Genomic DNA, 22414 nt, shown 5'->3' with positions numbered 1-22414 from the left:
TTACGCGACCTCCTCAGGCTTCCGATACGCGCGCACCGGACGCGCGGACATCCAGGCGTCGACCTCCGACTCAAGCCAGAAAGTGCGCGAGCCGACTTCGCGACCTGCAGGGAATTTCCCTTCGCGTATCAGGCGCCACAGATAGGGAAAAGTGACGCCGACCTTGTCGCAGAGATCCTTTCGACTCAGAAAGCGCTGGCCGGCCGCAGGCACATGGCCCTCGACGACTGGAATGCAATGGCTTTTTCGCACGTGGTAGCTCCCAAGACAGGGGAGCGTTGGGCAAGCGCAAAAAGAAAAAGCTGGCCCACCGCCCCTGAGGACGATCGCCAGCTCCTTGCAGCGTAGTGCCAACTTCGGCTGCGGCGCGCTCGCGCCAGAACTGAGTTCAACCTCTGCACGTCGCCGAACGCTTTCGCATCGCGTTCCCTGCTGAGCAGGAATCCCAATCCCTCGGGACGGGACCGCATTGGCTCGCGGTTGGTTCGATAGCCGTGCAGTACGACGCAAGCGTACAACAGGCAACGCCCATTTGCAACTACCTGTAAACCATCAGCGAACTAATGACATACTAACCTACTGTCGCGGCTTACTAAACCGCGTCGGCCTGACCACGTTGGACGCGCGGCCCTCCACGACGACCGCCAGCACGCGCGCCGCCACCGCCTCCATGGCCTGCGCCTTCTCCCGCGCGAAGTCGTACTTGTTGTAGTGGACCGATCCGACGTCGGTCGGCATGTGGTTCTGGATTCGATTTATTAGTTCGGTACTGAAGCCCAGAGACGCGGTGATGGTGGCGAATGACCGCCGCAGGTCGTGCGGCCTCGCCGGTTCGATGCCGGTCGCAGCGAGACGCTTCGATATCTCGCGCATCGTCTTGTCGAGCGAGCGCACCGGACCGACGCCGCTCGGCCCCCTGAATGCGAAGCCCTCGTGCCCCATGCCCTTGATGATGGTCCGCGCCGTCTCCGAGACGAAGACGCGATGGTCTCGCTTGTTCTTGACGCCCGGCCAGTTGGTCTCCTGCTCGGGGTGCCCCGGCTGCTCCCACCATCCGTCCTGATCGACGTGCTCGGTGCGCATGCGCGCGACCTCGATCGGGCGCTGTCCCGTCAGCAGCAACACCTGGAGGGGCCTGCCGGGCACGCCAGCCCGCTCGAACTCGCTCCACCAAGCCCCGAGTTCGCCCTCGCCGAGATTGCGCTCGCGAGGCTTCAGCTTGTTGAGCTTGGAGCCACCCTTGGTCCAGCTGAGGAACGCGGAGGCGGCGTTGCGAACGGCGTTCTGCATGGCGGGCTTGCCCGCGTGATGTCGAAGCAGCGACTGCATGTCCGCGTCCCTGATCTCGCCCGGTCGCAGCTTCCCCCAGTGCGGCTGCACGTGGTTCAGCAGCAGCCGCTCGGTCTGCTTCCACGCCTTGCCGTGCGGCCCGTTCTTTCGGTCCTCGACGTAGTCGGGTATCAGCTCCTCGACCGTGCCCTGCTTTCGCTGCGCCATTCGGTCGGCCTGCGGATCGCCCCCCTCGTCCACCTGAACGACCAGCTTGCGGCAGCGCTTTCGAGCGTCGGCGACGCCGATGTTCGGAAATGACCCGAACTTGTGCCAGCGCGGTTCACCGTGATGTCGATAGACGAAGTTCCAGACAAGCCGCCCCGTCGGAGCGACGCGCACGGCCAGGTGCTCCTGCCGCGCGTCCCATATCGCGTAGCGGGGGCGCTTCTGATCGCGGGCGGTCTTGGCGAGCTGGCGCAGCATAAGGTCGGTCAACTCGACCTTGTTTGGGGTGGCGGGCACGGTCGGTCTCCTTCTGGCTAACGACTGGCTAACGGGACCGAGGCAATTGGGGGCAACGGCCATTAACGGCCATAAACGGAAAAGCCTCGATAAATCAATATGTTAACCAGTGGTTAGCACAAATAGCCGAGCAGGGCCAAGGGCCTGCAGACCCGCCTTAGTTAATTTAACCTTAACGCGCGGAAGGCCGGGGTAAAGCCGGCACGATCGCACCATCGGCATGGACGCTGCACCACCCCTCCTGCGAAAATCAACCAGGGAGGCGCCTGGACGAAAGCGGGACAGCAATGTCCCCCGTGACGTCGAGGGCGCGAGGGGTTACCGAGATGAAACATCCGTCCAATCGCGAGCTCTTCGCCTATTGGAACGACAGGCGCGGCCATGCCAAGGCGCCGGAGCGCTGCGACTTCGAGCCGTCGGCCGTGCGCGAGCTGCTCGGCGACATCTTCGTCCTGTCCTGCGATGCCGACAGCGGCTTTCCGTTCCGCATGGCAGGCACGCGGCTGTGCGCCCTGCTCGGCGGCGACGTCAAGGACAGGAGCTTTTCGGCGCAGTTCGCGCCGGCCAGCCGCCGCGAGATCGAGGAGATCACGGCGGTGGTCTGCGAAGAGACGCTGCCGGCGATCGCCGGCGTGACGGCGCAGGCGCCGGATCGCACGACCGCGCATTTCGAACTGCTGCTGCTGCCGTTCGCGACCCGCGCGCATGAACCGATCAGCCTGACCGGCCTGCTCGCCCCGTTCGAGACGCCAAGGGGCGCGCTCGGCCCGCTGGAGATGGTCTCCTGGCGCTACATCCATCTGCCGGTCGAGCCGATCGTGCCGCGCGCGCTGCGCAAGCTCGCGCTCGCCCGCGGCCTGATGGTGTATGAGGGACTGCGCTGACTTCCTGCAGATGCGTGTCCCGTAAGCCTCGTCGGGGCCCCAGCTCTCTCCCCGTCATTGCGAGCGCATCATCCGGACAAGGCCCGGAATGACGGAGAGAGCCGTCATCAGCGGCAATGCTCGTCTTGCGCGAACAAGATGAACGCCTGCGGTGCTGCGATAACGCTGAATTAACCGTGTAGGACTTAGTTTCAACACTGGATCATCCGGCACGCTAAGAGCCGGCTTTGAGTGGCGAAACATGGCGTTGCCGAACAAAAAACTCTCTCTTCCGGCCGCCGAGGAGCGCCGCCGTTTCCAGCGGGTCAAGGTCCACCTGCTCGGCCGCTACATGCTGCCCGACCGGCGCGAGTTTCCCTGCCAGGTGATCAACATGTCGCCGGGCGGGCTGGCGCTGCTCGCACCCGGCATCGGCAATGTCGGCGACCGCGTGATCGCCTATCTCGACCATATCGGCCGCGTCGAGGGCAAGATCACCCGCATCATCGACAACGGCTTCGCGATGACGATCGGCGCCACCGCGCGCAAGCGCGACAAGCTCGCCGCGCAGCTGACCTGGCTAGCCAACCGCGACATCCTCAACCTGCCGGAGGATCGCCGCCACGACCGTATCATTCCGCGCAACCCGATCGCGGTGCTGACGCTCGAGGACGGCACCAAGATGACCTGCCGCATCATCGACATGTCGCTGTCGGGCGCGGCGATTGCGGCGGAGACCAGGCCGCCGCTGAAATCGCAGGTCATGCTCGGCCGCGTCCAGGCGCGCGTGGTGCGAAATCTCGAAGGCGGCTTCGCGATCGAGTTCATGCACGCCCAGCTCGCCGAAACGCTCGAAGACAGCGTTACCGCGCGGTAAAGCCGCAAGCCTCTGAAATCCCGCAACTTCACGGAGCACACGGCGTCCGCCACCACGGGCGCCGTGTGGCGTTCGGCCATCGCACAGGCAGTCCAGCGCAGTTAATGGTTGGCGGGAAAAGCGCACGGGACCCTGCAACGGCAGCGGTTCCCGGCTTAATGCAGCGCATTCGATTCAACCGCGAATGATTCAAATTTTAGCTAGATTCGATTCAAGTGAAAGTCGAATAAGCCCTTCGTTTTACTTGGATTTGCGTCAAATCCATCGTGGCGATTTAGCGGCAGCGAAAAATCTTTGTGAGACAGATGGTCCCAACGAAAACGGGGGCCAAAATGGTCAAGCGGACGGGACAGGCAACAGGGTGGGCGGTCGCAGCCTTCCTGATGGCGATGGGCGGGGTGGCGCATGCCGGTGATGACCGGGTGCTCTATGCGAGCCTGGGCGACACCGCACGGGCGCCGATCGGCTGGGTCGAGTTCTGCACCGAGACCCCCGAGGAATGCCGCGGCGGCGCGTCGCAGCCCCGCGACATCGTGCTGTCCCAGACCGCCTGGCGCGATCTGCTAAAGGTCAATCGCTGGGTCAACGAGAACGTCAAGCCGATCACCGACATGGACCATTGGGGCGTGGTCGAGAAATGGTCGCTGCCGACGGACGGCTACGGCGACTGCGAGGATTACGTGCTGTTGAAGCGCAAGCTGCTGATCGATGCCGGCTGGCCCCGCGAGGCGCTGCTGATCACGGTGGTGCGCGACAAGAAGGGTGAAGGACATGCCGTCCTCACCGTGAAGACCGACAAGGGCGAGTACGTGCTCGACAATCAGAACGAGAGCGTCGTCGCCTGGACCGAAACCGGCTACCGCTTCGTCAAGCGGCAGTCGCAGAGCGACCCCAACGTCTGGGTCTCGCTCGGCGACGGTCGCCCGGCAGTGGCCACCGCCAGCGCCAGAGAACGCTAAGGCGTCCGCGAGCGCTGATCAGAGAGGCGAGACAGGAATTCGAGTTACGCGACCCGGTCACATCCCCACCCCTCCCCGTCCCAGACCGGTTCGCGCGCGGCCAGCTCTCCCCCAAGGGCTGGCCGCAACTTTTTTGGCGGCGTCGCCCGGCCGACGATAGTTCATGAACGCGTGCGAGTACGGCACGAGACGGGGAAATCTCCCGTTCACCCTCCTGCCGCGTCGGCGGGCTTCCGAAATCTGGTGCCAGGTGCGTTCGGGGACGGCGCGAGTCCGTCTACGTCTATTGGGACGACAATCCAGGCCGACGGGCCATCTCAATGAGCACGACCAATCGATCAGTCCTCGGCAAAGGCTGCCGCCCGGATCTCCCGCGTCGGGCACGATCGACTGTCCCCGCGTATCTCTCCGCGATGCCGTCCTGAGAGCAGGCCGAGATGTAGGCGCCCCCGGTTTAGAGGCCAGCGGCGATCCCGACCGTCCCGGCTCCATCACTTGCCAGGAAGCGCGGAGGCTTCGGCCGGCAATGGACCATTGTTCAAGCAGGTCTGCGGCAGCCGGTCGAACGCGCGAACAAATTCCGACGAGAACCGCTTCGCGCTGTCAAATGACAGATGCACCTCGTCGACGAAGGTGAGATCGTCGCCGGTGTCCGCGTCGATATACATGGCTCCGATCGTCTCGGCGAGTTGGCTGGTCGGATCCGGCTTTGGCCAGATTTCGGTCGTCGGCATCGGGACCAGGACGACACAGTCGGCAGGCATGCCAATTCGCTTCAAGAAGGTGTTCGCCTCGATCGCCGCGAGCGGCACATTGACCTGAAAGTCCCGCAACCGATCCCGACGAACCCGCGGGCGCTGGCGATCCGCCATAAGCGAATCCCGCCAGAGAAAATAGCCATCCACTGACGATCTGAAGGCCGTCGGCGCAATTTCGCAGTCGATAAACCGAAATTTGCATAGGGCTGGCTGGGCCCACATCTCCCCCTTCTTGACCAGAGCCCGCCCGAGCTCCCATCGATCATGCATCGCGGCCAGAGCGGGCTCGCTCACACGGTCGTTGAAATAGGGGTCGACGCCAATCACCAGCACACGTGGACGCAGATGGTGCTTCACTGCAAGCGCAGAGAAGAACGCCTGCTGGTCCTCATAGCTGAATCCGAGATTGAACTGCCGTAAACCGCGTGCGGCAAAATACGACCGCACTTCGGCCGTGCTGAAAGCAAACATCGTGCGGCTCGATCCCGTGAAGACCACATCGGCTGCCTTCAGGTTGGCAAGCGCCCTGCGCTCGATCCCGAACCAAAACGCAGCATGCTCGAAGTCTCCAAACCGGCGCGCACTGCACGAGCTGATGAACTGATCACGCTCCGGCGCCGGCTTGCATCCGGCGATCGAGATACCCCTGCCGCTATATGCGATCGGAGCTGCCAGGCAGCCCGATAAGATGACCATGGCGATATAGATTAACAACCAAAGCTTGTGCCTCATCACGCACGCACGCGCCCCCCGGGCCGACCAGAACAACGGTTATAAAATACCACATGCGTTCGCCATCGCGCGCAACAAAATCGACTTCAGATCGAATTCTGAGTTTGAAGTTCGGCGTCCTGCCGCCGGTCGCGGACGGTGAGAGGCGCGGCATCGCCGCGCGCAAGGCCGTCTCGATGCGCAACTTTTTTTGGCCTTGCTTTGACGATATGTCGCAGGCGGGGCGCGGCAACGGCCGGCCAACCTTGTTTTCCCTCGACCGTCGGGTTTAGGTTGTCGGCATGATGATGATCCTGCGAAGCGCGACCTTGCTGGCCGCGGCCCTGACCCTGGCGAACTGCTGCATGTCCGGCACCGGCTGCTCGGGACCGCTGGCCTCGGCCGGCACACCTGCAGCCGCGCCGGCGATGGCCGCTACGCCCGCCGTGATTACCGCGCAGCCGACGAGCGCTGCGGCCGACTGGGACGGCCGTGTCGCCACCTCCGACGCCGACACCGAGATGGTGACGGAGCCGGACATCGGCACGCCGCGCAAAGGCGCCAAGCGCCGTGGCGACTCGCGGGTCGACGTGATGTCCGCGCAATCGAGCTCCGGTTATCGCGGCCGGATGAGCTGGGAGGAGGAACAGGCGGCCGACCTCGCCGACGAGGCCCGCCTCAAGCAGAAGCTCACGATCTGCCGGAACTGCAGCGCAACGCAGTAAGCATTTGTCCGTCCGCAGTTTTCGGCTGGTCGCGACCGCGACCTGGAACCGCTGCGACCGCGCGATTTCGGGCTTGCAGGCCTCGCTTTTGTCGGATTTCCTAATCAAACGTTGACGACTTGGTTCGTTCGCCAGATGCACGATTTGCGGGCTCGGCGGACAGCGTTCTCTGCTCGAGTTTTTCGCCTCTCCCAGTTTTCGGGAGGAGCATCCGAAGCTTTTTCAATTTGGGTGGTTTCGTGATGAATCCGGTGACGCGCGACACCAGACGCTACCCCGAGAAGCTCAGCCCGAGCCCCGTCAAGGGCGCCCAGCCGATCGCGCTCGCCGCCGCGACGCTCGTGGTGCTGGTCGCGGGCATCGGCGGCATCATGTTGTGGCGTGCCTATGGCGGCGCGCCGGAAGCCGAGCGCGGCGCGGTGACGCGGCAGTTGCAGGCGCGCACGGTGCAGGCATCCGAGCAATTGGTGGAGAAGACCAAGGGCCTGGAGGCCACCCAGCAGGAATCGATCGATCAGTTGCAGATGATGCAGGAGCAACTGCAGAGCATGCGCCGCCTGCTCGCGGCCCAGCAGGCCGACACCAAGCGGCTGTCGGACCAGGTCTCGACCCTGAAGGACTCCATCGATGGCCTGCGCCAGTCCTTCGCCAGCACGCAGAGCTCGGAGCAGGCCGCGCCTGCTCCACGCAACCGCAGCATCCGCGCCCGCGCCCATGCCAGCCGCAGCGGCCATCGGCATCGTCGCAACCGATCCTGAGACGCCCGGTTCTGACGCCTGCTCGTAGAATTCCCGCCGAATTTTCCCGGGACCCTGTGAAGTGCTTCACAGATTGAAACCGGGAGTCACGCCATCCTGCCTGCACCGGATGGCGAGCCAATTTCAGGATGGCACAGGGCCAATTTCAATATCCGGGGCTGGCAAGGTCGTTGGCGCCATACTGCGCCGACGGCCTTGTTCTTTGTGGCGGCGCGTTCGACCGCCCGGAACGGATCCGACGACCGCGGCTCTCCGGCTGGTGACTTGCTTTTCCCAGCCAATTCTCGGCTCAATGCGCCCTGAAGACGCAGAGGAGCCCCCATGTCCGCCGATCCAGCACTGACGTCCGATGTCATCGGGCTGACCACAGTCGCCCCCTTCTCACGCCGCGGCTTCATGACAGCGTCCGCTGCCGTGACGGCCGGCTACACGCTGGCTGCCGGCCCGGTGCGGGCCGAGGTCATTACCACCGACACCAATGGCCTGAATGCCGGAGATGCGAAGATCAAGGTCGGCGACCGCGACATGCCGGCCTATTTCGCGCGCCCCGCCAGCGCCAGCAATCCACCCGTCGTGCTGGTCGCGATGGAGATCTTCGGCCTGCATCAGTACATCAAGGACGTGACGCGTCGTCTCGCCAAGCTCGGCGCGCTCGCCGTGGCGCCGGACTACTACTTCCGCAGCGGGACCGACCTCACCAAGATCACCGAGATCAAGGACCTGCTGCCGATCGTAAATGCCAAGCCCGACGCGGAGCTGCTGTCGGACCTCGACGCCACCGTGGCCTGGGCCAAGTCGCAGGGCGGCGACACCTCGCGTCTCGGCATCGTCGGCTTCTGCCGCGGCGGCCGCAGCGTGTGGGAATATGCGGCGCATAGTTCGGCGCTGAAGGCGGGCGTTGCGTTCTACGGCCCGCTGATCGACCCGCCCAATCCCGCCTGGCCGAAGAGCCCGACGCAGCTTGCGCCGGAGATGAAGGCGCCCGTGCTCGGCCTCTACGGCGAAGCCGACACCGGCATTCCCGTCGCCAGCGTCGAGGCCATGAAGGCCGCGCTCGCCGCCAACAAGAAGACCGCCGAGTTCAAGATCTATCCCGGCGCGCCGCATGGCTTCCACGCCGACTATCGCCCCAGCTATCGCAAGGACGCCGCGGAGGACGGCTGGGCGCAGATGCAGGCGTGGTTCAAGAAATATGGCGTGCTGAGCTGACAGCCGCGGCCCGGGGCGAGCGAACACGGAAGACTGCCCCGCGAGACTTCCCGCAAGTCGCTGGCCGGCTGTCGCTTGCGCTCGGGCGCCGGACCGGCGGCTGTTAGCGCGGCCGACGATCGTCGCGACGAATCTTCGCCAGCTGCCTGCCGCCCTGCTCGAGCTCCCAGGCCATCCAGACCAGCGCGGCGCCCAGGCTGACGACGACGCCCATGAAGACAAACGTGAGTTCAGGGGATGTGAGTGTGTTCATCATGCCTGGATCCCATGCAAGCGTTGCGCCAGCTACTTCTCCGTTGCCGCTCCGCCGATCGGAGCGGCAACAAATGGTCACGAGATGTCGTTAAGGCGAAGTGACCGGATCGGCCGGCCGCCTCGCCCAAGCTTCATTCACACACCTCGACGTTGCGATAGCGCCAGCCGTGCGCTGTCCGCACACGCTTGCGCGCGACGTAGCAGCCGCCGAGATCCTCGTAGGTGTACGGGTAGTAGTAGGGATAGCCTCCGTATCCGTAGTAGCCGGGATAGCCAAAACCGAAGCCGAACCCGAGTCCGAAACCCGGGCCAAAGCCATGATGGCCGAAGCCATGATGGAAACCGCCCGGCCCGTGCGCCGACGCCATGCCCGGCATCATTGCCGCCGCAATCACGGCACCCGCCAACAATCCCATCAATCTCTTGCGCATCGATCCGTCTCCAAATTCAACCGGCATGAGAGCGTCAGTGTACTCGGTGCTCCCAGCCGGAAGTCTCTAAGCCGGATTTGGAACAGCGCGCGGGCAAACCCGCTCACATCTGCGCGATCTCGATGTCGTTGCGTGACGTCTGGAGCGGCGGGCAACATTCAGCAACCGCGACAGATGCTCTTCACCTTCCGGTCGACCGCGTTGTTCTCCTGCTGAATCTGCACATCGGTCGCATCACCGGTACGGTTCGGGCCTGTTGCAGCGGTCCCTCCGTCTCCTCCATGACTCATGCCGATCGTGACAGCGGAATTGCTCGCCCCCGCCCCGCTCGCGCCGGAGCCGGACGATTGCGCCGTGCCCAGGCTGTTAGTCCCGTTGGTACCTGCCGCGCCCGGTTGCGATGACTGTGAGGGATTGCTGCCGCTTCCGGCGGTACCGGTCGTGCCGGCGCCGGCGGCTCCCGCGCTCGGCGCGCCGCCGCCGCTCGCTCCACCGCCAGCGCCGCCCGCACCGCCGCCACCGCCTTGCGCGAACACCGCAGTGGCCGTGCCGAGGCCTGCAATCACGATCAAAGTGCTCAATGAAAACCTGGCCATGGGACCGTCTCCCTTTACACTTCAACCCGACCGGACGGACCGCGTTCCGGAACGAATGTTGATCGGAGAGGATTGATGGGGCGAGGAGAGCAAGGAGCCGTGCGCAAGCTGATCGCCTTTGACGAGGACACGTTCGACAAGCTCAAGCAGTTGGGCCGCGATCAGATGCTGAGTCTGCAGGACCTCGCCGACGAGGCGTTCATGGACCTGTTGGAAAAGCACGGCGTACCGGCGGATCTGAAGGACGCGCTGCGCAAGAGCGCTGCGGAGGATGGCGATGGCGCAGGCAAGCCTGCGCGCAAACGGAAGAACGAGCCGGACGACAAGTCCAGAAACCAGTCGAAGCCCAAACCGAAACAGAGGAGCAGGACATCAGCATGAGCACCGACCCCGATCCGTTTGAACAGGGCGAGCGCGCCGCGCGCGAGAACATTCCGGCCGAGGCCAATCCCTATCAGGACGGCAGCGAACAGCATGCGCTGTGGGCGAGCGGCCACGAACGTGTCGCCAGCGCAGCGGAGGCAGGCGAGTCCGAAGGGACGTGAGGAATCTCCGACAGCTCCATCGGCCGTGATGTCTCAGCCGATCTTCTTCAGACCCTTGGTGTAGCGCGGTCCCTTGGCGACATAGGCCTTGGCCGCGATGCCCATGCGCTCGACCTGCGCCGGCTCCAGCGTGCGAACGACACGCGCGGGCGCACCGATGATCAGCGCGTATTCCGGAAAATCCTTGCCCTCGGTGATGATGGCGCCGGCGCCGACGACGCTGCCGCGGCGGATGTGCGCGCCGTTCATGATGATCGAGCCCATGCCGATCAGGGCGTCATCCTCGACCGTGCAGCCGTGCAGAATGACGTTGTGGCCAACGGTGACGTTGCGGCCGACGCGCAGCGGAAAGCCGGGATCGACGTGACAGGTGGCATTGTCCTGGATGTTGGAGCTCTCGCCGATCTCGATCCAGTCATTGTCGCCGCGGATCACCGCGCCGAACCAGACCGTGACCTCCTTGGCGAGCTTCACCCGACCGATCACGGTGGCATTGTCGGCAATGTAGTAGTTGCCGTCCGCCGGCAGCTCGGGCGCCTGCCCGTCGAGTTCGTAGATGGCCATCGAGGTCTCCCGTTCGCAGGCGACCTTGGCACAGCCCCCGGAGCGATTTCAAGCAAGCGCCCCGGCGGCGCCCGGCACGGGAACTAGGCCAGCACGCCCGCGGCGCGCAGCGTCATCACCACGAAGGTGCCGCACATCATGCTCCAGAAGCCGGCGATCACGGTCGCCAGCATCACGAACTCGAAGCGACGGCGCTCGATGCGGGCACCGCGCAGCGTGTTGCGCATGATGATGAAAGGCGCGGCGAACACCAGGAATGGCACCGCGGCGAACCGCCGGGGCGTGACGCCCTCCTGCAGCAGCTCGAAGCCCGGCGGACGTTCGGCATAGGCCTGGTAGCCGCTCGCCAAGGCGCCGGCCAAGGCGAAACCGATGAGGAGCGAGAACAGGGAATTGAACGCCTCTGCCGACATCGTACGCACTCACACACTTGCAAAACTGCCCGATGCTGGTTTGGCAAAAAGCGACCGCACCCGCCACATTATCCTTAAGGAAGGGTTAATGGCGGCCGCGGCCGGTGCGCGGCTCCCTGCAGGTAAGTTTCTGCAGAATGCCGCATCGCCGTGGCATAGTCGGCGCTGATTCGGACCTTGAGATCCCCTGCCCGCCATGACGATGTTTTCGGTCCGCAGTGCCCGCCCTTCGAACGGACATGGCCACGCCGTGCCGATCATCCTGGGCTGCGTGCTGACGGCGGCCGCAGTCGCCCTCGTCGCCTACCTGCTCTGGCCCACCTGGCGCGCCAGCACCTTCAAGGGGCCCGAACGCCTGCCGGTCAGCATCGGCGGCACCGTGTTCAACGTGCCGGCGGCCGCCATCCGGGTGAAGATCCAGCGCCATACGGGGCCGCAGGAGCGCGTCGATCTCGGCTTCGAATATCCCTCGCTCACCCCGCCTGAGGCGCTGCATCACGTCAGCGCCGACCAGATCGATCAGGCGCCGCACCCGATCGATCGCATCTTCGTCTCGATATCGGCACATCACGACGCGATGTCGCCGGAGACGCGACTGAAGACGATCTATCCGCGCTATCTCAATCCGGCCGCCGTGTCGGTGCAGGACGGATTGAGCATGCGAAGCTTCCGCGCGGGCACAGCGTACGACATGGAGGATCTGTTCACGGCCGAGCAGCCTGTGCTGGTCGCCCGCTGCACGCGTGATGCCGCCACGCCGGGCATGTGCCTCAGCGAACGCCGTGTCGAAGGCGCAGATCTGACCTTCAGGTTTCCGCGCGGCTGGCTGTCACAATGGCAGGACGTCGCCGCGGCCATGGAGCGGCTGACGGCGCAGATGCATGCGGTGAAGTAGTTGGTCGTAGCCCGGATGAGCGCAGCGACATCCGGGCTCTCCGGCACAACGTGTGAACCCGCATGTCGCTTACGCTCATGCGGGCTACGCGATGCGCGCCCTTCTACTTACTCATAAGCTCATCCCCACGGCACTCGAGGGGCGGCCGATGAGCGTCGACACCTTGGCGAGGTTCTCGTGAATGCGCCCTCTCCTTGTGGGAAAGGGCATGGAGGACCGAGCGGCAAACGCACTTGGGTGAGGGGTATCTCGCGACGAGCGCCGCTGGCGGAGAGAGACCCCTCACCCAAGCGGCCCGTTGATAGGCCGGCGTCGCCCTCTCCCACAAGGGGAGAGGGCGCATTCACTGGCACCGCGCCTGATCGTGCATTCTCAAGCGTGGCGAAAGGATCTACTCCACCAGATCGTCTTCCAGGATCGCCATCTGGAACTGGAACGAGCGGTCGTCGTCCTCGTCGTCGACGAACAGAACGCCGATGAACTCTTCGCCGATATAGACTTCGGCGGAGTCTTCCTTCTTCGGCCGCGGCACCACACGGATCTTGGGATTGCCGAACACGCGCTTCAGATACGCGTCGAGCTTCCTGACTTCCTGAACGTCCACGGTGATCTCCAATCGACAGCGAGGTTTGCAGATGATGCGGACGCTACAGCGCGAACGTCCGTGTCCTTATGATTTCGACATGCCGGCCCAAGGATCGAGGCAAGACGAGCGGCGATGTCGAACGCACTGAAAGGGACGCCGTGGATCTCACATTCATTCCGCCAAGACAAACTCAAGACAAACGGCGGATCGTCAAATCCACAGACGCCGATGTGTTGGCACGAATTTCCCTGGATGAGAAGGTCTTGACTTCGCTGTCGACGGAGGCGGTCGCGGCTCAGATCCCGATCGCGTTGATCATCTGATCCATGGTGCGCGACGGCTCCGCACAACCGGCCTCGCCGACGATCTTCGCCGGCACGCCTGCGACGGTGACGTTGTTCGGCACCGGCTTCACGACGACCGAGCCGGCAGCAATGCGCGCGCAATGACCGACCTCGATGTTGCCGAGCACCTTGGCGCCGGCGCCGATCAGCACGCCATGACGAATCTTGGGGTGCCGATCCTCGTTCTCCTTGCCGGTGCCACCGAGCGTCACGCCATGCAGAATCGAGACGTTGTCCTCGATGATGGCCGTCTCGCCGCAGACGAAGCCGGTGGCGTGATCGAGGAAGATGCCGCGGCCGATGCGCGCCGCCGGATTGATGTCGGTCTGGAACACGGCCGAGGAGCGGCTCTGCAGATAGAACGCGAAATCCTTGCGGCTGTTGCGATACAGCCAATGCGCCAGCCGGTGCGTCTGCAGGGCGTGGAAGCCCTTGAAGTAGAGCAGCGGATCGATGAAGCGCGAGGTGGCGGGATCGCGATCGTAGACGGCGACGAGATCGGCGCGGAACGCATGGCCGAGGTCCGGCTCGGCGCGCAGCGCGTCGTTGAAGGTCTGGCGGATCAGGTCGCCCGACAGCGCGGAATGATCGAGACGGTCGGCGACGCGGTGCACGACCGAATCCTCGAGCCGGCCGTGGTGCAGGACGGTTGAATAGATGAAGGTCGCGAGCTCGGGCTCGCGGCGCACGATCTCTTCTGCCTCGTGGCGGATCCGATCCCAGATCGGATCAAGCGTCGCCAGCTTGCTGCCCTGCTGCGGATTGGTCTGATGCATAGCCATGGCTGCTTCTCGCAGTTTCAGTGGGCGGGACTTATAGCACGGCGCATGGAACGATGTCCTCTGCAGGAGGCGCGAGGCCGGCGATCCATTCCAGCCAGCCTGCCTCCCAGAAAACACGGGATTGAGACATTTTACGTCCCGCCGATGACGTCCCGGTTGCGCCGCCATGCCATTCGGCACCGCGTCGGTTCAAAGTGGGCAGCAGGAACCCGAAATCAAGGTGGGCCTCGGGGGTAGCAATCGGTTCCGGCACCTGGGGCACTCTGCGGGAGGGCGGAAGGGACGGATACCGGCGGCTGCGGCAAAAAGGAACCACCCGGGGACAGAAGGCCGGCCATTCCCCCGTTCGATCACGGGAGCGGCTTTACCATCCATCGCTCTGCGTCTACTAGTGAATATCGCCCTGACCATATTTCGGCCACGGTGCTCCTGATCGGGGGACACGGGTATCAGTAACACTCAGATCCTGGACGAACGCGCAACCGAGGCCGGATTGGCCTGGCTCCCCGTCATCGTCATCCCGCTCTTCCTCGTCGCGCCGGCGCTATGGAACGGCTACCCGCTGCTGCAGTGGGACACCGGGGGCTATCTCGCGCGCTGGTACGAAGGCTATCTGGTGCCGAGCCGCTCGACCGTGTTCGGGCTCTATCTGCATTTTGGCGAAGGCTCGAGCTTCTGGCTCAATCTCGGCCTGCAGGCGCTGGCGACGCTCTGGATCCTGCAGCTCACCTTGCGCGTGCTGGGGCTGGCCCAGCCGCTGCGCCTGCTCTGGATCGGCCTGCTGCTGATCCTGACCACCGCCCTGCCCTGGCTCGCCAGCATGCTGCTGACCGACATCTTCGCCGGCCTGTCGGTGCTGGCGCTCTACATCATGGTCGCGCACGCACGCCGGATCTCCATGCTGGAAAGATGCGCGCTGTTCGGCTTCGTGGCCTTCGCCTCCGCCACCCACAGCGCCACGCTCGGCGTGCTGTTCGGCCTGTGCTGCGCCGGCTGGATCGGCTATCCCTGGCTGCGCCGGCAGATCGCGCTCTCCGGCCTGGTCCAGGCCAGCATGACGATCGTCGCGGGTGCGGCGATGCTGCTCGCAGCCAACTTTGCCCTGTCCGGCCAGTTCGCGTGGACGCCGGGCGGCACCGGGGTCGCCTTCGGCCGCATGCTCCAGGACGGCATCGTGGCGCAATATCTGAAGGACCATTGCGCCCGCGAGAAGCTGAAGCTCTGCCCCTATCGCAACGAGCTGCCGCCCACCGCCGACGACTTCCTCTGGGGCAACAGCATGTTCAACAAGCTCGGCCGCTTCGAGGGCATGAACGACGAGATGGGCTTCATCGTGAAGCGGTCGCTCGCGGCCTACCCGCTGTGGCAGGCCAGGGCCGCCGCGGTCGCCACCGCCGAGCAGTTGATGCATGTGGCGACCGGCGAAGGCACCAATGGCTGGCTGCCGCATACCTATGGCATCATCGAGCGCTACGTCCCCTCGCAGCTCAAGAAGATGCGCGCCGCACACCAGCAGCATTGGGACATCAATTTCGCCGACGTCAACTGGCTGCACGTGCCGGTCGCGCTGGCCTCGATGCTGGCGGCGGCGGCGATCGCGGCGCACGCGATCTGGCGCCGGCGGCGCGACGATGTGGCTTTGCTCGCCAGCACCGTGACCCTGGCGCTGCTGGGCAATGCCCTGATCTGCGGTGTCATCTCCGGCCCGCATGACCGCTACGGCGCGCGGATGGTGTGGATCGCCACCTTCACCGCGCTGATCGCCGCGGCAAGGTGGTTCAGCGGCGAGCGCGTGGACGGCTCGGCGGAACGCCTCCCGTAGCCCGCTTGAGCGGCAGCCGAAGCCCAGAGGGCGAAGGCGGGAGCGACATGCGGGTTCACACGCGCCGCTCGGAAAACCCGGGGTCGCTGCGCTCGCCCGGGCTACGGCTTCAGCGCCGTGACAGGAAGTCGACGACCCCGGCCTTGTAGACCTTGTCGCCGACAGCGCGCATGTGATCGCGATTGGGGATGTCGAGCACTTCGGCACCGGGGATGAGCGCGCCGAGCGCCGGACCCGAGCCCGACACCTCGTCGGTGGTGCCGACCGCCACCAGCACCGGCACCGCGATGCGGCCGGCGTCCTCGCGCGAGATCAGGCCGCGCGAGCCGCGCATGCAGGCGGCCAGCGCCAGGCGGTCGGAGCGGGTCTGGTCGGCGAAGGCGCGGAAGGTGCGGCCCACGGGATCGGTCACGTCGTCGATCGACGGCGCCTCGAGCGCGACGGCGACGTTCTCGCCGGGACCGCCGCCTTCGATCATCGCCATGCCGATGCCACCGAAGATCGCCGAACGCAGCCGCTCGGGCGCGGTCAGCGCGATATGTGCGGCGATGCGGCCGCCGAGCGAGTAGCCCATCACGTCGGCGCTGGCGAGGCCGAGATGATCCATCAGCGCCGTGACGTCGCTCGCCATCGCCGCGATCGAATACAGCGCGGGGTCGTACAGCTTGCCCGAATCGCCATGGCCGCGATTGTCGAGCGCGATCACTCGGCGGCCGTCCTTGCGCAGCTCGGAGGTCCAGGCCGGGTAGACCCAGTTGACGTTCTTGCTCGACGCAAAGCCATGGACGAGCACGATCGGATCGCCCTCCCCCTCATCGATGAAGGCAATTTCAACGGCGCCGTTGTGAAAGCTCGGCATCGGTCGCGAATCCCGGAACGCTGGAGTGAAGCTGGTCGGACGAAGTCTAGATCATGATGCGATTCCACGGAATCGCATCATGATCTTATCCCTTTGTTTGAGCATGATCTTTTCGGAAAACCGGCTTCCACTTTTCCGGATCATGCTCTAGCCGCAGGACGCGGTTGCGGCCAGTTCGGGAGCGGCGGACGCGGCCTGCATCCGGCGCAGGCGGCGCCGCCGGCTCCGGTCGAGCCAGGCCTGGGTGGCCCGCTCGGTCATCGCCTTCAGCGATGCGACGAAGCTGAGCAGCGTCATCAGCGCGCCAAACAGCCAGAGCGCGAGATTGAATGCCCCCGCGGTCAGCAGCAGCGCGCCGCGGCCGAGCAGCTTCAGGATCGCGCGCGTCTGGCCGCCCTTGGCCTCGGCGAGCCGCGCCGCGCGGGCGATGTCCTTCGGCCCTTCGGCGAGCTTGAGCGAATCCAGTGCGCCGCGCGTGCCGGCCTTCTCAGTGATGCGGCCGACATCCTTGGCGAGCCGCACCAGCGCGCCGGCCTTCTCGGCGCGGAACGCCGCGCGGATCGCGGTCGCGGTCTGGCCAGGACGAAGCACCGAGCCCGAGGCCACCGCCTGCTGCAACAGCGGCGCATCGACCACATCCCGCGCCGAGCGTCCGGCCCAGGCGGCGAGCCCCTCGCCGAGCCGGCCGACCTTTCGCGCATCCTTCACCAGCGTCAGCCCGGCCCGCACCGGCGCGGCAGTGCCTGCCGAGGCATAGGTCGCGGCAGTGACGGCAAGGCCGGCCGTGGCAAGGCCCAGCACCAGGCGGTCGGTCTCCTCGCCCATCACCAGATGCTTGCCCTCGCGCACCGCGTCGCGGATGTCGCCGAACACGAAGAGATCGCCCGCCACGGTGCCGGACAGGCTGGCGACATCGTCGGCCTGGCCGGTGACGAGCCCGGTCGCGAACCGCTTGGCGACGCTGGCCGGTGCCTTCTCGGCGGCCGCCGCATCGCTCACGCGCTGCACCAGCGCGTCATCGAGTGTCACCTGATGATCCCGCGCGAGCGCAACGAAGCTCTCGGCGAGATCGGGATCGCCGGCTTCGAGCGCATCCTTGATGCCGCTGTTGATGCGCGCCGGATCGGTCTGCAGCACCGAGGCGACCTGAAGCTCCGACAGCCGCGCCGGATCATCCTGCGCCGCCATGATGGCTCCGGCCCCATAGGCGTGCGGCCACACCGCAGCGCCGACCGCGGCGCTGACGGCAAGCCCGGCCAGCGCCAGACTGAGTCCCAGCTTGATTCGCTTCGAGATCACGCCGCCTTCACGTTTTCGCGGGAACGATGCGAAGAGACATAGTAATTTCCGTGCCTGACACAACGGCCTCGACGAAAGAAGGGCTTCTCGGCGGCCCTGAGTTTGTGTCGAATCCACAGGCCACAACATAACGGCGTGCGTTGCATCAAACGCGGGTTCCCAGCACTAGGAATTGGCATCAAGGCTCAGTATGGTCGCGCCGTTTTCGACGCGTGCGGCCGTGCGACCTCAGTCCCGTCCTGTTCCGTCGTGCTGACCGCATACGCTCCCGTTGCCACGCGAGGTAATACCGATGGCCGATAACATCGTCCCGCATTTCAACAACGATGCCGGTGTCCCCGTCATCGAGATCGGCTCGCATGAGTTCATGTGCGTGGGCGCCAATCCGCCGTTCGATCATCCGCACGTGTTCCTCGATCTCGGCAACGACAAGGAGATCATCTGCCCGTATTGCTCGACGCTGTACCGCTATGCGCCGGACCTCGCCGCCGGCGAGGCGCGGCCCCCGGAATGCGTGCTGAAGGACGTCGCCTGATCGGCGTGTCGTGGCATCGCGTACCGTCTATGTGGCGGGAGCCGGGATCGGCGGCCTGACGGCCGCGCTCGCGCTCGCCACCAAGGGCTTCCGCGTCGTCGTGCTGGAGAAGGCCGAACGGCTCGAGGAGGTCGGCGCCGGCCTGCAGCTGTCGCCCAATGCCAGCCGGATCCTGCTCGACCTCGGCCTCGGGCCGCGGCTGACCGCGCGCGCGGTGGTGCCGGACGCCGTCAGCATCATGAGCGCGCGGGCCGGCGGCGAGATCGCCCGCCTGCCGCTCGGCGAGGCCGCGAGCCAGGCAGCGGGCGCGCCCTATTGGGTGATCCACCGCGCCGACCTGCAGGCGGCGCTGGCCGCGGAGGTGATGGCGCATCCGGACGTCGAGCTGCGGCTCGGCTGCCAGTTCGAGGACGTCGCCGCCCACGCCAAGGGCCTCACCGTGGTGCATCGCCGCGGCAATGAGCGCCGCCAGGACGTGGCGCTGGCGCTGATCGGCGCCGACGGCGTGTGGTCGACGGTCCGGCACCATCTGTTTCCGCAGGTCCGCGCCGAGTTCTCCGGCCTGATCGCCTGGCGCGGCACGCTCGACGCCCGGCAATTGCCGCGCGAACTGACCGCCGCGCGGGTGCAGCTCTGGATGGGTCCCGCGGCCCATCTCGTCGCCTATCCGATCTCGGCTGGCCGGCAGGTCAACGTCGTGGCGGTGGTGCCGGGCACCTGGAACCGGCCGGGCTGGAGCACGGAGGGCGATCCGGGCGAGCTGAAGGCGGCGTTCGCGCCGCCGCGCTGGCCGGCGACGGCGCGGCTGCTGCTCAATGCGGTCGACGGCTGGCGCAAATGGGCGTTGTTCGGCGTCCCCGAAGGCATCGAATGGACCGAGGGCAGCGTCGCGCTGCTCGGCGACGCCGCGCACGCCATGCTGCCGTTTGCGGCGCAAGGCGCGGGAATGGCGATCGAGGATGCGGTGGTGCTGGCCAAGAGCCTGAGCGAGGCGCGCCCGGACGGTCCCGGCGCGATCCCGGCTGCGCTGAAACGCTACGCCAAGCTGCGCCGCCCGCGCGTCGGCCAGGTGCAGCGCACCGCGCGCAACCAGGGCCGGCTCTATCACATGACCGGACCGCTGGCGCTGGCCCGCGATCTCAGCATCAAGGCGCTCGGCCCGCAGCGCCTGTCGGCGCGGCAGAGCTGGATCTACGACTGGCGGCCGTAGGCGGAGAGCGCCGTCTCAGTAGACCGAGCCATCCCGCGGCAGGGTCGACGGCGTGCCCGCACCGGAGGCCATCGGCCGCGCGGGGCGCGCCGCCGGCTTGACCGGCCTCCCAGGCTTGGCGGCCGCCGGCTGCGGCGCCGGAGTTTCCTGGCACTTGTTGCGGCGCCAGGCCTCTTCGGCGAACTGGGTCTGGCCTCGGATCGCGATATAGTCGTTGCGATAGGCGACCTCGGCCACCACCGCGCCGCCGGCTCCGGTCTCCGCCTTGGCCATCAGGCCCTGCAGCTCGGCCGCGCGCCCGGCGAGCGCCTTGCGCTCGGCCTCGAGCTGCTTGCAGTCATAGAGCTCGTACTTGGCCGGATCCGCGAAGGCGGTCGACACACTGTCGCTCATGCCGGCGCAGCCCGACAGCAGCGATCCCACCCCGAGCAGTCCCGCGGCCAGCGCGACGCGAAGCCGATCGCTGGTCATGCAGCCCCGATCGTGCAGCGGCCGCGAGCCATGGGGTCGATCTTGGGCTCGATCTTGGGCCGATCGGTCGCGGACATCGGCCCGAACGGCGGCAGCATTCGCCTCTGCGATGGTCTTCGGATTCGTCACGCTCACCTCGCTCAACGACTGGTCCGCAAGGCACGCGGATCCGAATCGTTTTCTCGTGATGGGTCCGTGCCTTACAACGGCCGCTTCGTCCATGTCTTGCACCAGATGATCCCAGACCTGACAAAGCGCTTCAGCGCGAAGGCAATCTCAAAGCAGCTGGTGACGGCCGGATTGAGGCTTTACCAAGGCGCTCGCGCTGGCTTAAGCAGAGGATGAGCTTTGGAGTCAAAGTGCAACTCGTCCGGCGTTGCCGGATGATGCGTCAGGTCTCCAAGATCAAAGCGCGGACGTGGCGGAATCGGTAGACGCAAGGGACTTAAAATCCCTCGATGGCAACGTCGTGTGGGTTCGAGTCCCACCGTCCGCACCAGCCCTGTGCACGCCTCGCTCGACTGCCCTGCCCGGCTCAGTTCAGCGCCGCCAGCCGCTCCAGCTCGGCGAGATCGGTGACCTCCAGCCTGCCCTCCGCAATCGTCAGGATCTTGCGATCGCGAAACAGCGCGAGCACGCGGCTGACATGGACCGAGGTCACGCCGACGGCGTCGGCGATGTGCTGCTGCTTCAAGGGAAACGGATAGCGGTGGTGCTGGACCACGCCGTCCACCGCGACCCGCCGCATCAGGCTGAGCAGCAGATGCGCGATCCGGCGCTCGGCCGGACGCTGGCCGAGCACGGTGATGAGCTCGTAGGAGGCTCGACCGTTGTCGCCGAGCGAGCGGAACACCTCCATCATGACCAGCTCGTCGGCACGGCACTGCTTGCGGACCTCCTCGCCATCGAGCCGGCTGACCTGGACCTGGGTCAAGGCCTTGGCCGAAAAGCTCATGCCTTTGGCGAAGATCGCCGCCGGCGAGAAGATGTCGCCCGGCAGCAGGAAGCGCAGGATCTGGCGGCCGCCATCCGACAACTGGATGTAACGGAATGCCCAGCCGCTGCAGAGCACGAGCACGTCGTCGCGCGCCTCGCTCTGGCATTTGATCTGCTGGCCGGCCCGGACGCTGAAGAACTGCTGATTGAGCCGCGGCAGCGCCGACTGCGCCCGGCAGGCCCTGAACAGCGCGGCACAGAATCCGGAATCGACGTGGGTGCAGGAGACGCAGCAGCCGGCGAGATCGGGTTCTGATCGCAGCATCAAGGGGTGCGCGCGCTTCCGTCCCGCCGACCCGGATTCGTCATCCGGTCATCGGGACGCTGTGGCGGTCGATCGGGGGCGGCGGATGCCGAAGCCTTCGACCTGCGTCGCAGCTAAAATGGAACCGGTCCGCAGCGATATAACCTGGATTAATCATGCGGCTGAAAGTCGCCCATCCGTCCCGACGGCCGTCGCAGCGCGACACCCGAAGCATGATCGACGCCGCTTGGCCTACGCCGCCTGCGCTCGCGCCGTCAGCTCCGCCATGGTGGTGGACTTGAAGCTCGGCCGCGCCTCCAGCCGCTCGATCCACGCGACGAGATTGGGATGGCCGGCGGTCAGCTCCGCCCATTCCGGCGTCAGCGACAGGAAGCTCGCCTGCGGCGCGGCCTGCAGATCGGCCAGCGACAGATGATCGCCGACCATGAATGGCTGCTCGCCGAGCAGCCGCGACAACTCCGCGATGACGGCTCTCGCCTGCGGCATCGCGCGCGCGATCGCAGCCTCGTCGGTGGTCGTGCCGAAGAATTGCGGGCCGATGATGCGCTGGAAGAGGATGACGTTGCACACGCCCTGGAACAGGTACCAGTCGCTGATGTTCATCACCTGGTCCATGCGCGCGGCCTGCCGGACATCCGCGGGCGTCAGGGCCGGCTCGGGCAGCACGCGGTCGAGATAGCGCAGGATCGCCTGGGTCTCGTACAACGCGAAGCCGTCATGCGCGAGCGCCGGCACGCGCCCGAAGGGATGACGCGCCAGATGCGCCGCCCCCTTGGAGTCACCCGGCGCCATCGCCGCGAGCCGATACGGAACGCCTTTCTCCTCCAGCGCAATCAACACGCTGCGCCCGAACGGGCTTCCCGGCACGGAATGGACGACGAACTCGGACATC

At 65.8% G+C, this 22414-nt stretch carries 28 protein-coding genes and 1 tRNA gene; 14 read left to right on the top strand and 15 right to left on the bottom strand.

Annotated features, from left to right (window positions below):
• Together QX128_RS13555 and QX128_RS13550 are read right to left on the bottom strand one after the other, a co-directional pair.
• Nucleotides 1-252, bottom strand: a complete 252-nt coding sequence (locus tag QX128_RS13555; protein ID WP_316237675.1) for a helix-turn-helix transcriptional regulator — start codon at nt 250-252, stop codon at nt 1-3.
• Between the two features lie 324 nt (nt 253-576).
• The gene (locus QX128_RS13550) at nt 577-1794 is read right to left on the bottom strand and encodes an integrase family protein (protein WP_316237674.1); all 1218 of its coding nucleotides are present in this window, start codon (nt 1792-1794) and stop codon (nt 577-579) included.
• Between the two features lie 326 nt (nt 1795-2120).
• Here QX128_RS13550 and QX128_RS13545 point away from each other — a divergent pair, with 326 nt between their 5' ends.
• The 3 genes from QX128_RS13545 to QX128_RS13535 all read left to right on the top strand — a co-directional run bounded on the left by QX128_RS13545 (nt 2121) and on the right by QX128_RS13535 (nt 4493).
• A complete protein-coding gene (locus QX128_RS13545) occupies nt 2121-2678 on the top strand; it encodes a PAS domain-containing protein (protein WP_316237673.1) in 558 nt (185 codons plus the stop codon).
• A 241-nt stretch (nt 2679-2919) separates the two neighbouring features.
• On the top strand, nt 2920-3534 hold the full coding sequence (locus QX128_RS13540; RefSeq protein WP_315801062.1) for a PilZ domain-containing protein: 615 nt from the start codon (nt 2920-2922) through the stop codon (nt 3532-3534).
• Nucleotides 3535-3866: 332 nt separating this feature from the next.
• Nucleotides 3867-4493, top strand: coding sequence for a transglutaminase-like cysteine peptidase (locus QX128_RS13535; protein ID WP_316176994.1), 627 nt, complete (start codon nt 3867-3869; stop codon nt 4491-4493).
• Nucleotides 4494-4984: 491 nt separating this feature from the next.
• On the opposite strand, the gene QX128_RS13530 is transcribed toward QX128_RS13535, so the two are convergent.
• Nucleotides 4985-5983, bottom strand: a complete 999-nt coding sequence (locus tag QX128_RS13530; RefSeq protein ID WP_315801064.1) for a hypothetical protein — start codon at nt 5981-5983, stop codon at nt 4985-4987.
• Nucleotides 5984-6036: 53 nt separating this feature from the next.
• Here QX128_RS13530 and QX128_RS13525 point away from each other — a divergent pair, with 53 nt between their 5' ends.
• The 4 genes from QX128_RS13525 to QX128_RS13510 all read left to right on the top strand — a co-directional run bounded on the left by QX128_RS13525 (nt 6037) and on the right by QX128_RS13510 (nt 8654).
• The gene (locus QX128_RS13525) at nt 6037-6255 is read left to right on the top strand and encodes a hypothetical protein (protein WP_316237672.1); all 219 of its coding nucleotides are present in this window, start codon (nt 6037-6039) and stop codon (nt 6253-6255) included.
• Between the two features lie 9 nt (nt 6256-6264).
• On the top strand, nt 6265-6687 hold the full coding sequence (locus QX128_RS13520) for a hypothetical protein (protein WP_315801065.1): 423 nt from the start codon (nt 6265-6267) through the stop codon (nt 6685-6687).
• A 242-nt stretch (nt 6688-6929) separates the two neighbouring features.
• Entirely contained in the window at nt 6930-7445 is a 516-nt protein-coding gene (locus tag QX128_RS13515; protein WP_316176991.1) for a hypothetical protein, read from the top strand.
• A gap of 396 nt (nt 7446-7841) precedes the next feature.
• Nucleotides 7842-8654, top strand: coding sequence for a dienelactone hydrolase family protein (locus QX128_RS13510; protein ID WP_410053152.1), 813 nt, complete (start codon nt 7842-7844; stop codon nt 8652-8654).
• 103 nt (nt 8655-8757) lie between these two features.
• Here QX128_RS13510 and QX128_RS13505 read toward each other — a convergent pair whose 3' ends face one another.
• From QX128_RS13505 to QX128_RS13495, 3 genes are all read right to left on the bottom strand, one after another.
• Nucleotides 8758-8910: a hypothetical protein gene (locus tag QX128_RS13505; RefSeq protein ID WP_315801393.1), complete on the bottom strand. Its 153-nt coding sequence runs from the start codon at nt 8908-8910 to the stop codon at nt 8758-8760.
• A 130-nt stretch (nt 8911-9040) separates the two neighbouring features.
• Complete coding sequence (locus QX128_RS13500; RefSeq protein WP_315801068.1) at nt 9041-9340, bottom strand: hypothetical protein; 300 nt, start codon at nt 9338-9340, stop codon at nt 9041-9043.
• A 158-nt stretch (nt 9341-9498) separates the two neighbouring features.
• Nucleotides 9499-9936, bottom strand: coding sequence for a hypothetical protein (locus tag QX128_RS13495; RefSeq protein WP_316237670.1), 438 nt, complete (start codon nt 9934-9936; stop codon nt 9499-9501).
• Nucleotides 9937-10011: 75 nt separating this feature from the next.
• On the opposite strand from QX128_RS13495, the gene QX128_RS13490 reads away from it, so the two are divergent.
• Both QX128_RS13490 and QX128_RS13485 read left to right on the top strand, forming a co-directional pair.
• A complete protein-coding gene (locus QX128_RS13490; protein ID WP_315801070.1) occupies nt 10012-10317 on the top strand; it encodes a hypothetical protein in 306 nt (101 codons plus the stop codon).
• Complete coding sequence (locus QX128_RS13485) at nt 10314-10481, top strand: hypothetical protein (protein WP_315801071.1); 168 nt, start codon at nt 10314-10316, stop codon at nt 10479-10481. Before QX128_RS13490 ends, QX128_RS13485 begins: the two co-directional genes overlap by 4 nt.
• A gap of 33 nt (nt 10482-10514) precedes the next feature.
• Here the strand turns inward: QX128_RS13485 and QX128_RS13480 are convergent, their stop codons facing one another.
• Together QX128_RS13480 and QX128_RS13475 are read right to left on the bottom strand one after the other, a co-directional pair.
• The gene (locus QX128_RS13480) at nt 10515-11045 is read right to left on the bottom strand and encodes a gamma carbonic anhydrase family protein (RefSeq protein WP_315801072.1); all 531 of its coding nucleotides are present in this window, start codon (nt 11043-11045) and stop codon (nt 10515-10517) included.
• A gap of 83 nt (nt 11046-11128) precedes the next feature.
• Entirely contained in the window at nt 11129-11458 is a 330-nt protein-coding gene (locus tag QX128_RS13475; RefSeq protein ID WP_009027540.1) for a DUF6949 family protein, read from the bottom strand.
• 196 nt (nt 11459-11654) lie between these two features.
• Here QX128_RS13475 and QX128_RS13470 point away from each other — a divergent pair, with 196 nt between their 5' ends.
• Nucleotides 11655-12353 carry a hypothetical protein gene (locus QX128_RS13470; RefSeq protein WP_316237669.1) on the top strand — a complete coding sequence of 233 codons (699 nt, stop codon included), beginning with the start codon at nt 11655-11657 and terminating at the stop codon, nt 12351-12353.
• A gap of 391 nt (nt 12354-12744) precedes the next feature.
• Here the strand turns inward: QX128_RS13470 and QX128_RS13465 are convergent, their stop codons facing one another.
• Together QX128_RS13465 and cysE are read right to left on the bottom strand one after the other, a co-directional pair.
• Nucleotides 12745-12957 carry a DUF3126 family protein gene (locus QX128_RS13465; RefSeq protein WP_006611186.1) on the bottom strand — a complete coding sequence of 71 codons (213 nt, stop codon included), beginning with the start codon at nt 12955-12957 and terminating at the stop codon, nt 12745-12747.
• A gap of 277 nt (nt 12958-13234) precedes the next feature.
• Nucleotides 13235-14065, bottom strand: coding sequence for a serine O-acetyltransferase (gene cysE, locus QX128_RS13460; RefSeq protein WP_316237668.1), 831 nt, complete (start codon nt 14063-14065; stop codon nt 13235-13237).
• A 493-nt stretch (nt 14066-14558) separates the two neighbouring features.
• On the opposite strand from cysE, the gene QX128_RS13455 reads away from it, so the two are divergent.
• Nucleotides 14559-15887, top strand: coding sequence for a hypothetical protein (locus QX128_RS13455; RefSeq protein ID WP_410053150.1), 1329 nt, complete (start codon nt 14559-14561; stop codon nt 15885-15887).
• 109 nt (nt 15888-15996) lie between these two features.
• Here QX128_RS13455 and QX128_RS13450 read toward each other — a convergent pair whose 3' ends face one another.
• Both QX128_RS13450 and QX128_RS13445 read right to left on the bottom strand, forming a co-directional pair.
• On the bottom strand, nt 15997-16746 hold the full coding sequence (locus tag QX128_RS13450) for an alpha/beta hydrolase (protein ID WP_315801075.1): 750 nt from the start codon (nt 16744-16746) through the stop codon (nt 15997-15999).
• 147 nt (nt 16747-16893) lie between these two features.
• Entirely contained in the window at nt 16894-18045 is a 1152-nt protein-coding gene (locus QX128_RS13445) for a hypothetical protein (RefSeq protein ID WP_410053149.1), read from the bottom strand.
• Nucleotides 18046-18337: 292 nt separating this feature from the next.
• Between QX128_RS13445 and QX128_RS13440 the strand changes: the two genes are divergently transcribed.
• Nucleotides 18338-18580, top strand: a complete 243-nt coding sequence (locus QX128_RS13440; RefSeq protein WP_315714692.1) for a zinc-finger domain-containing protein — start codon at nt 18338-18340, stop codon at nt 18578-18580.
• Between the two features lie 10 nt (nt 18581-18590).
• Nucleotides 18591-19790: an FAD-dependent monooxygenase gene (locus QX128_RS13435; RefSeq protein ID WP_316237667.1), complete on the top strand. Its 1200-nt coding sequence runs from the start codon at nt 18591-18593 to the stop codon at nt 19788-19790.
• A gap of 15 nt (nt 19791-19805) precedes the next feature.
• Here the strand turns inward: QX128_RS13435 and QX128_RS13430 are convergent, their stop codons facing one another.
• Entirely contained in the window at nt 19806-20261 is a 456-nt protein-coding gene (locus QX128_RS13430; protein ID WP_315801077.1) for a hypothetical protein, read from the bottom strand.
• A 412-nt stretch (nt 20262-20673) separates the two neighbouring features.
• On the opposite strand from QX128_RS13430, the gene QX128_RS13425 reads away from it, so the two are divergent.
• A tRNA-Leu gene (locus QX128_RS13425) sits at nt 20674-20760 on the top strand.
• Nucleotides 20761-20796: 36 nt separating this feature from the next.
• Here QX128_RS13425 and QX128_RS13420 read toward each other — a convergent pair.
• On the bottom strand, nt 20797-21522 hold the full coding sequence (locus tag QX128_RS13420; protein ID WP_315801078.1) for a Crp/Fnr family transcriptional regulator: 726 nt from the start codon (nt 21520-21522) through the stop codon (nt 20797-20799).
• A gap of 231 nt (nt 21523-21753) precedes the next feature.
• Nucleotides 21754-22413 carry a glutathione S-transferase family protein gene (locus tag QX128_RS13415; RefSeq protein ID WP_315801079.1) on the bottom strand — a complete coding sequence of 220 codons (660 nt, stop codon included), beginning with the start codon at nt 22411-22413 and terminating at the stop codon, nt 21754-21756.
• Nucleotide 22414 lies beyond the last annotated feature (1 nt).

The sequence above is a fragment of the Bradyrhizobium sp. SZCCHNR1015 genome (genome assembly GCF_032489875.1).
GTDB lineage: Bacteria > Pseudomonadota > Alphaproteobacteria > Rhizobiales > Xanthobacteraceae > Bradyrhizobium.
This window is presented reverse-complemented; position numbering and strand designations above follow the sequence as displayed.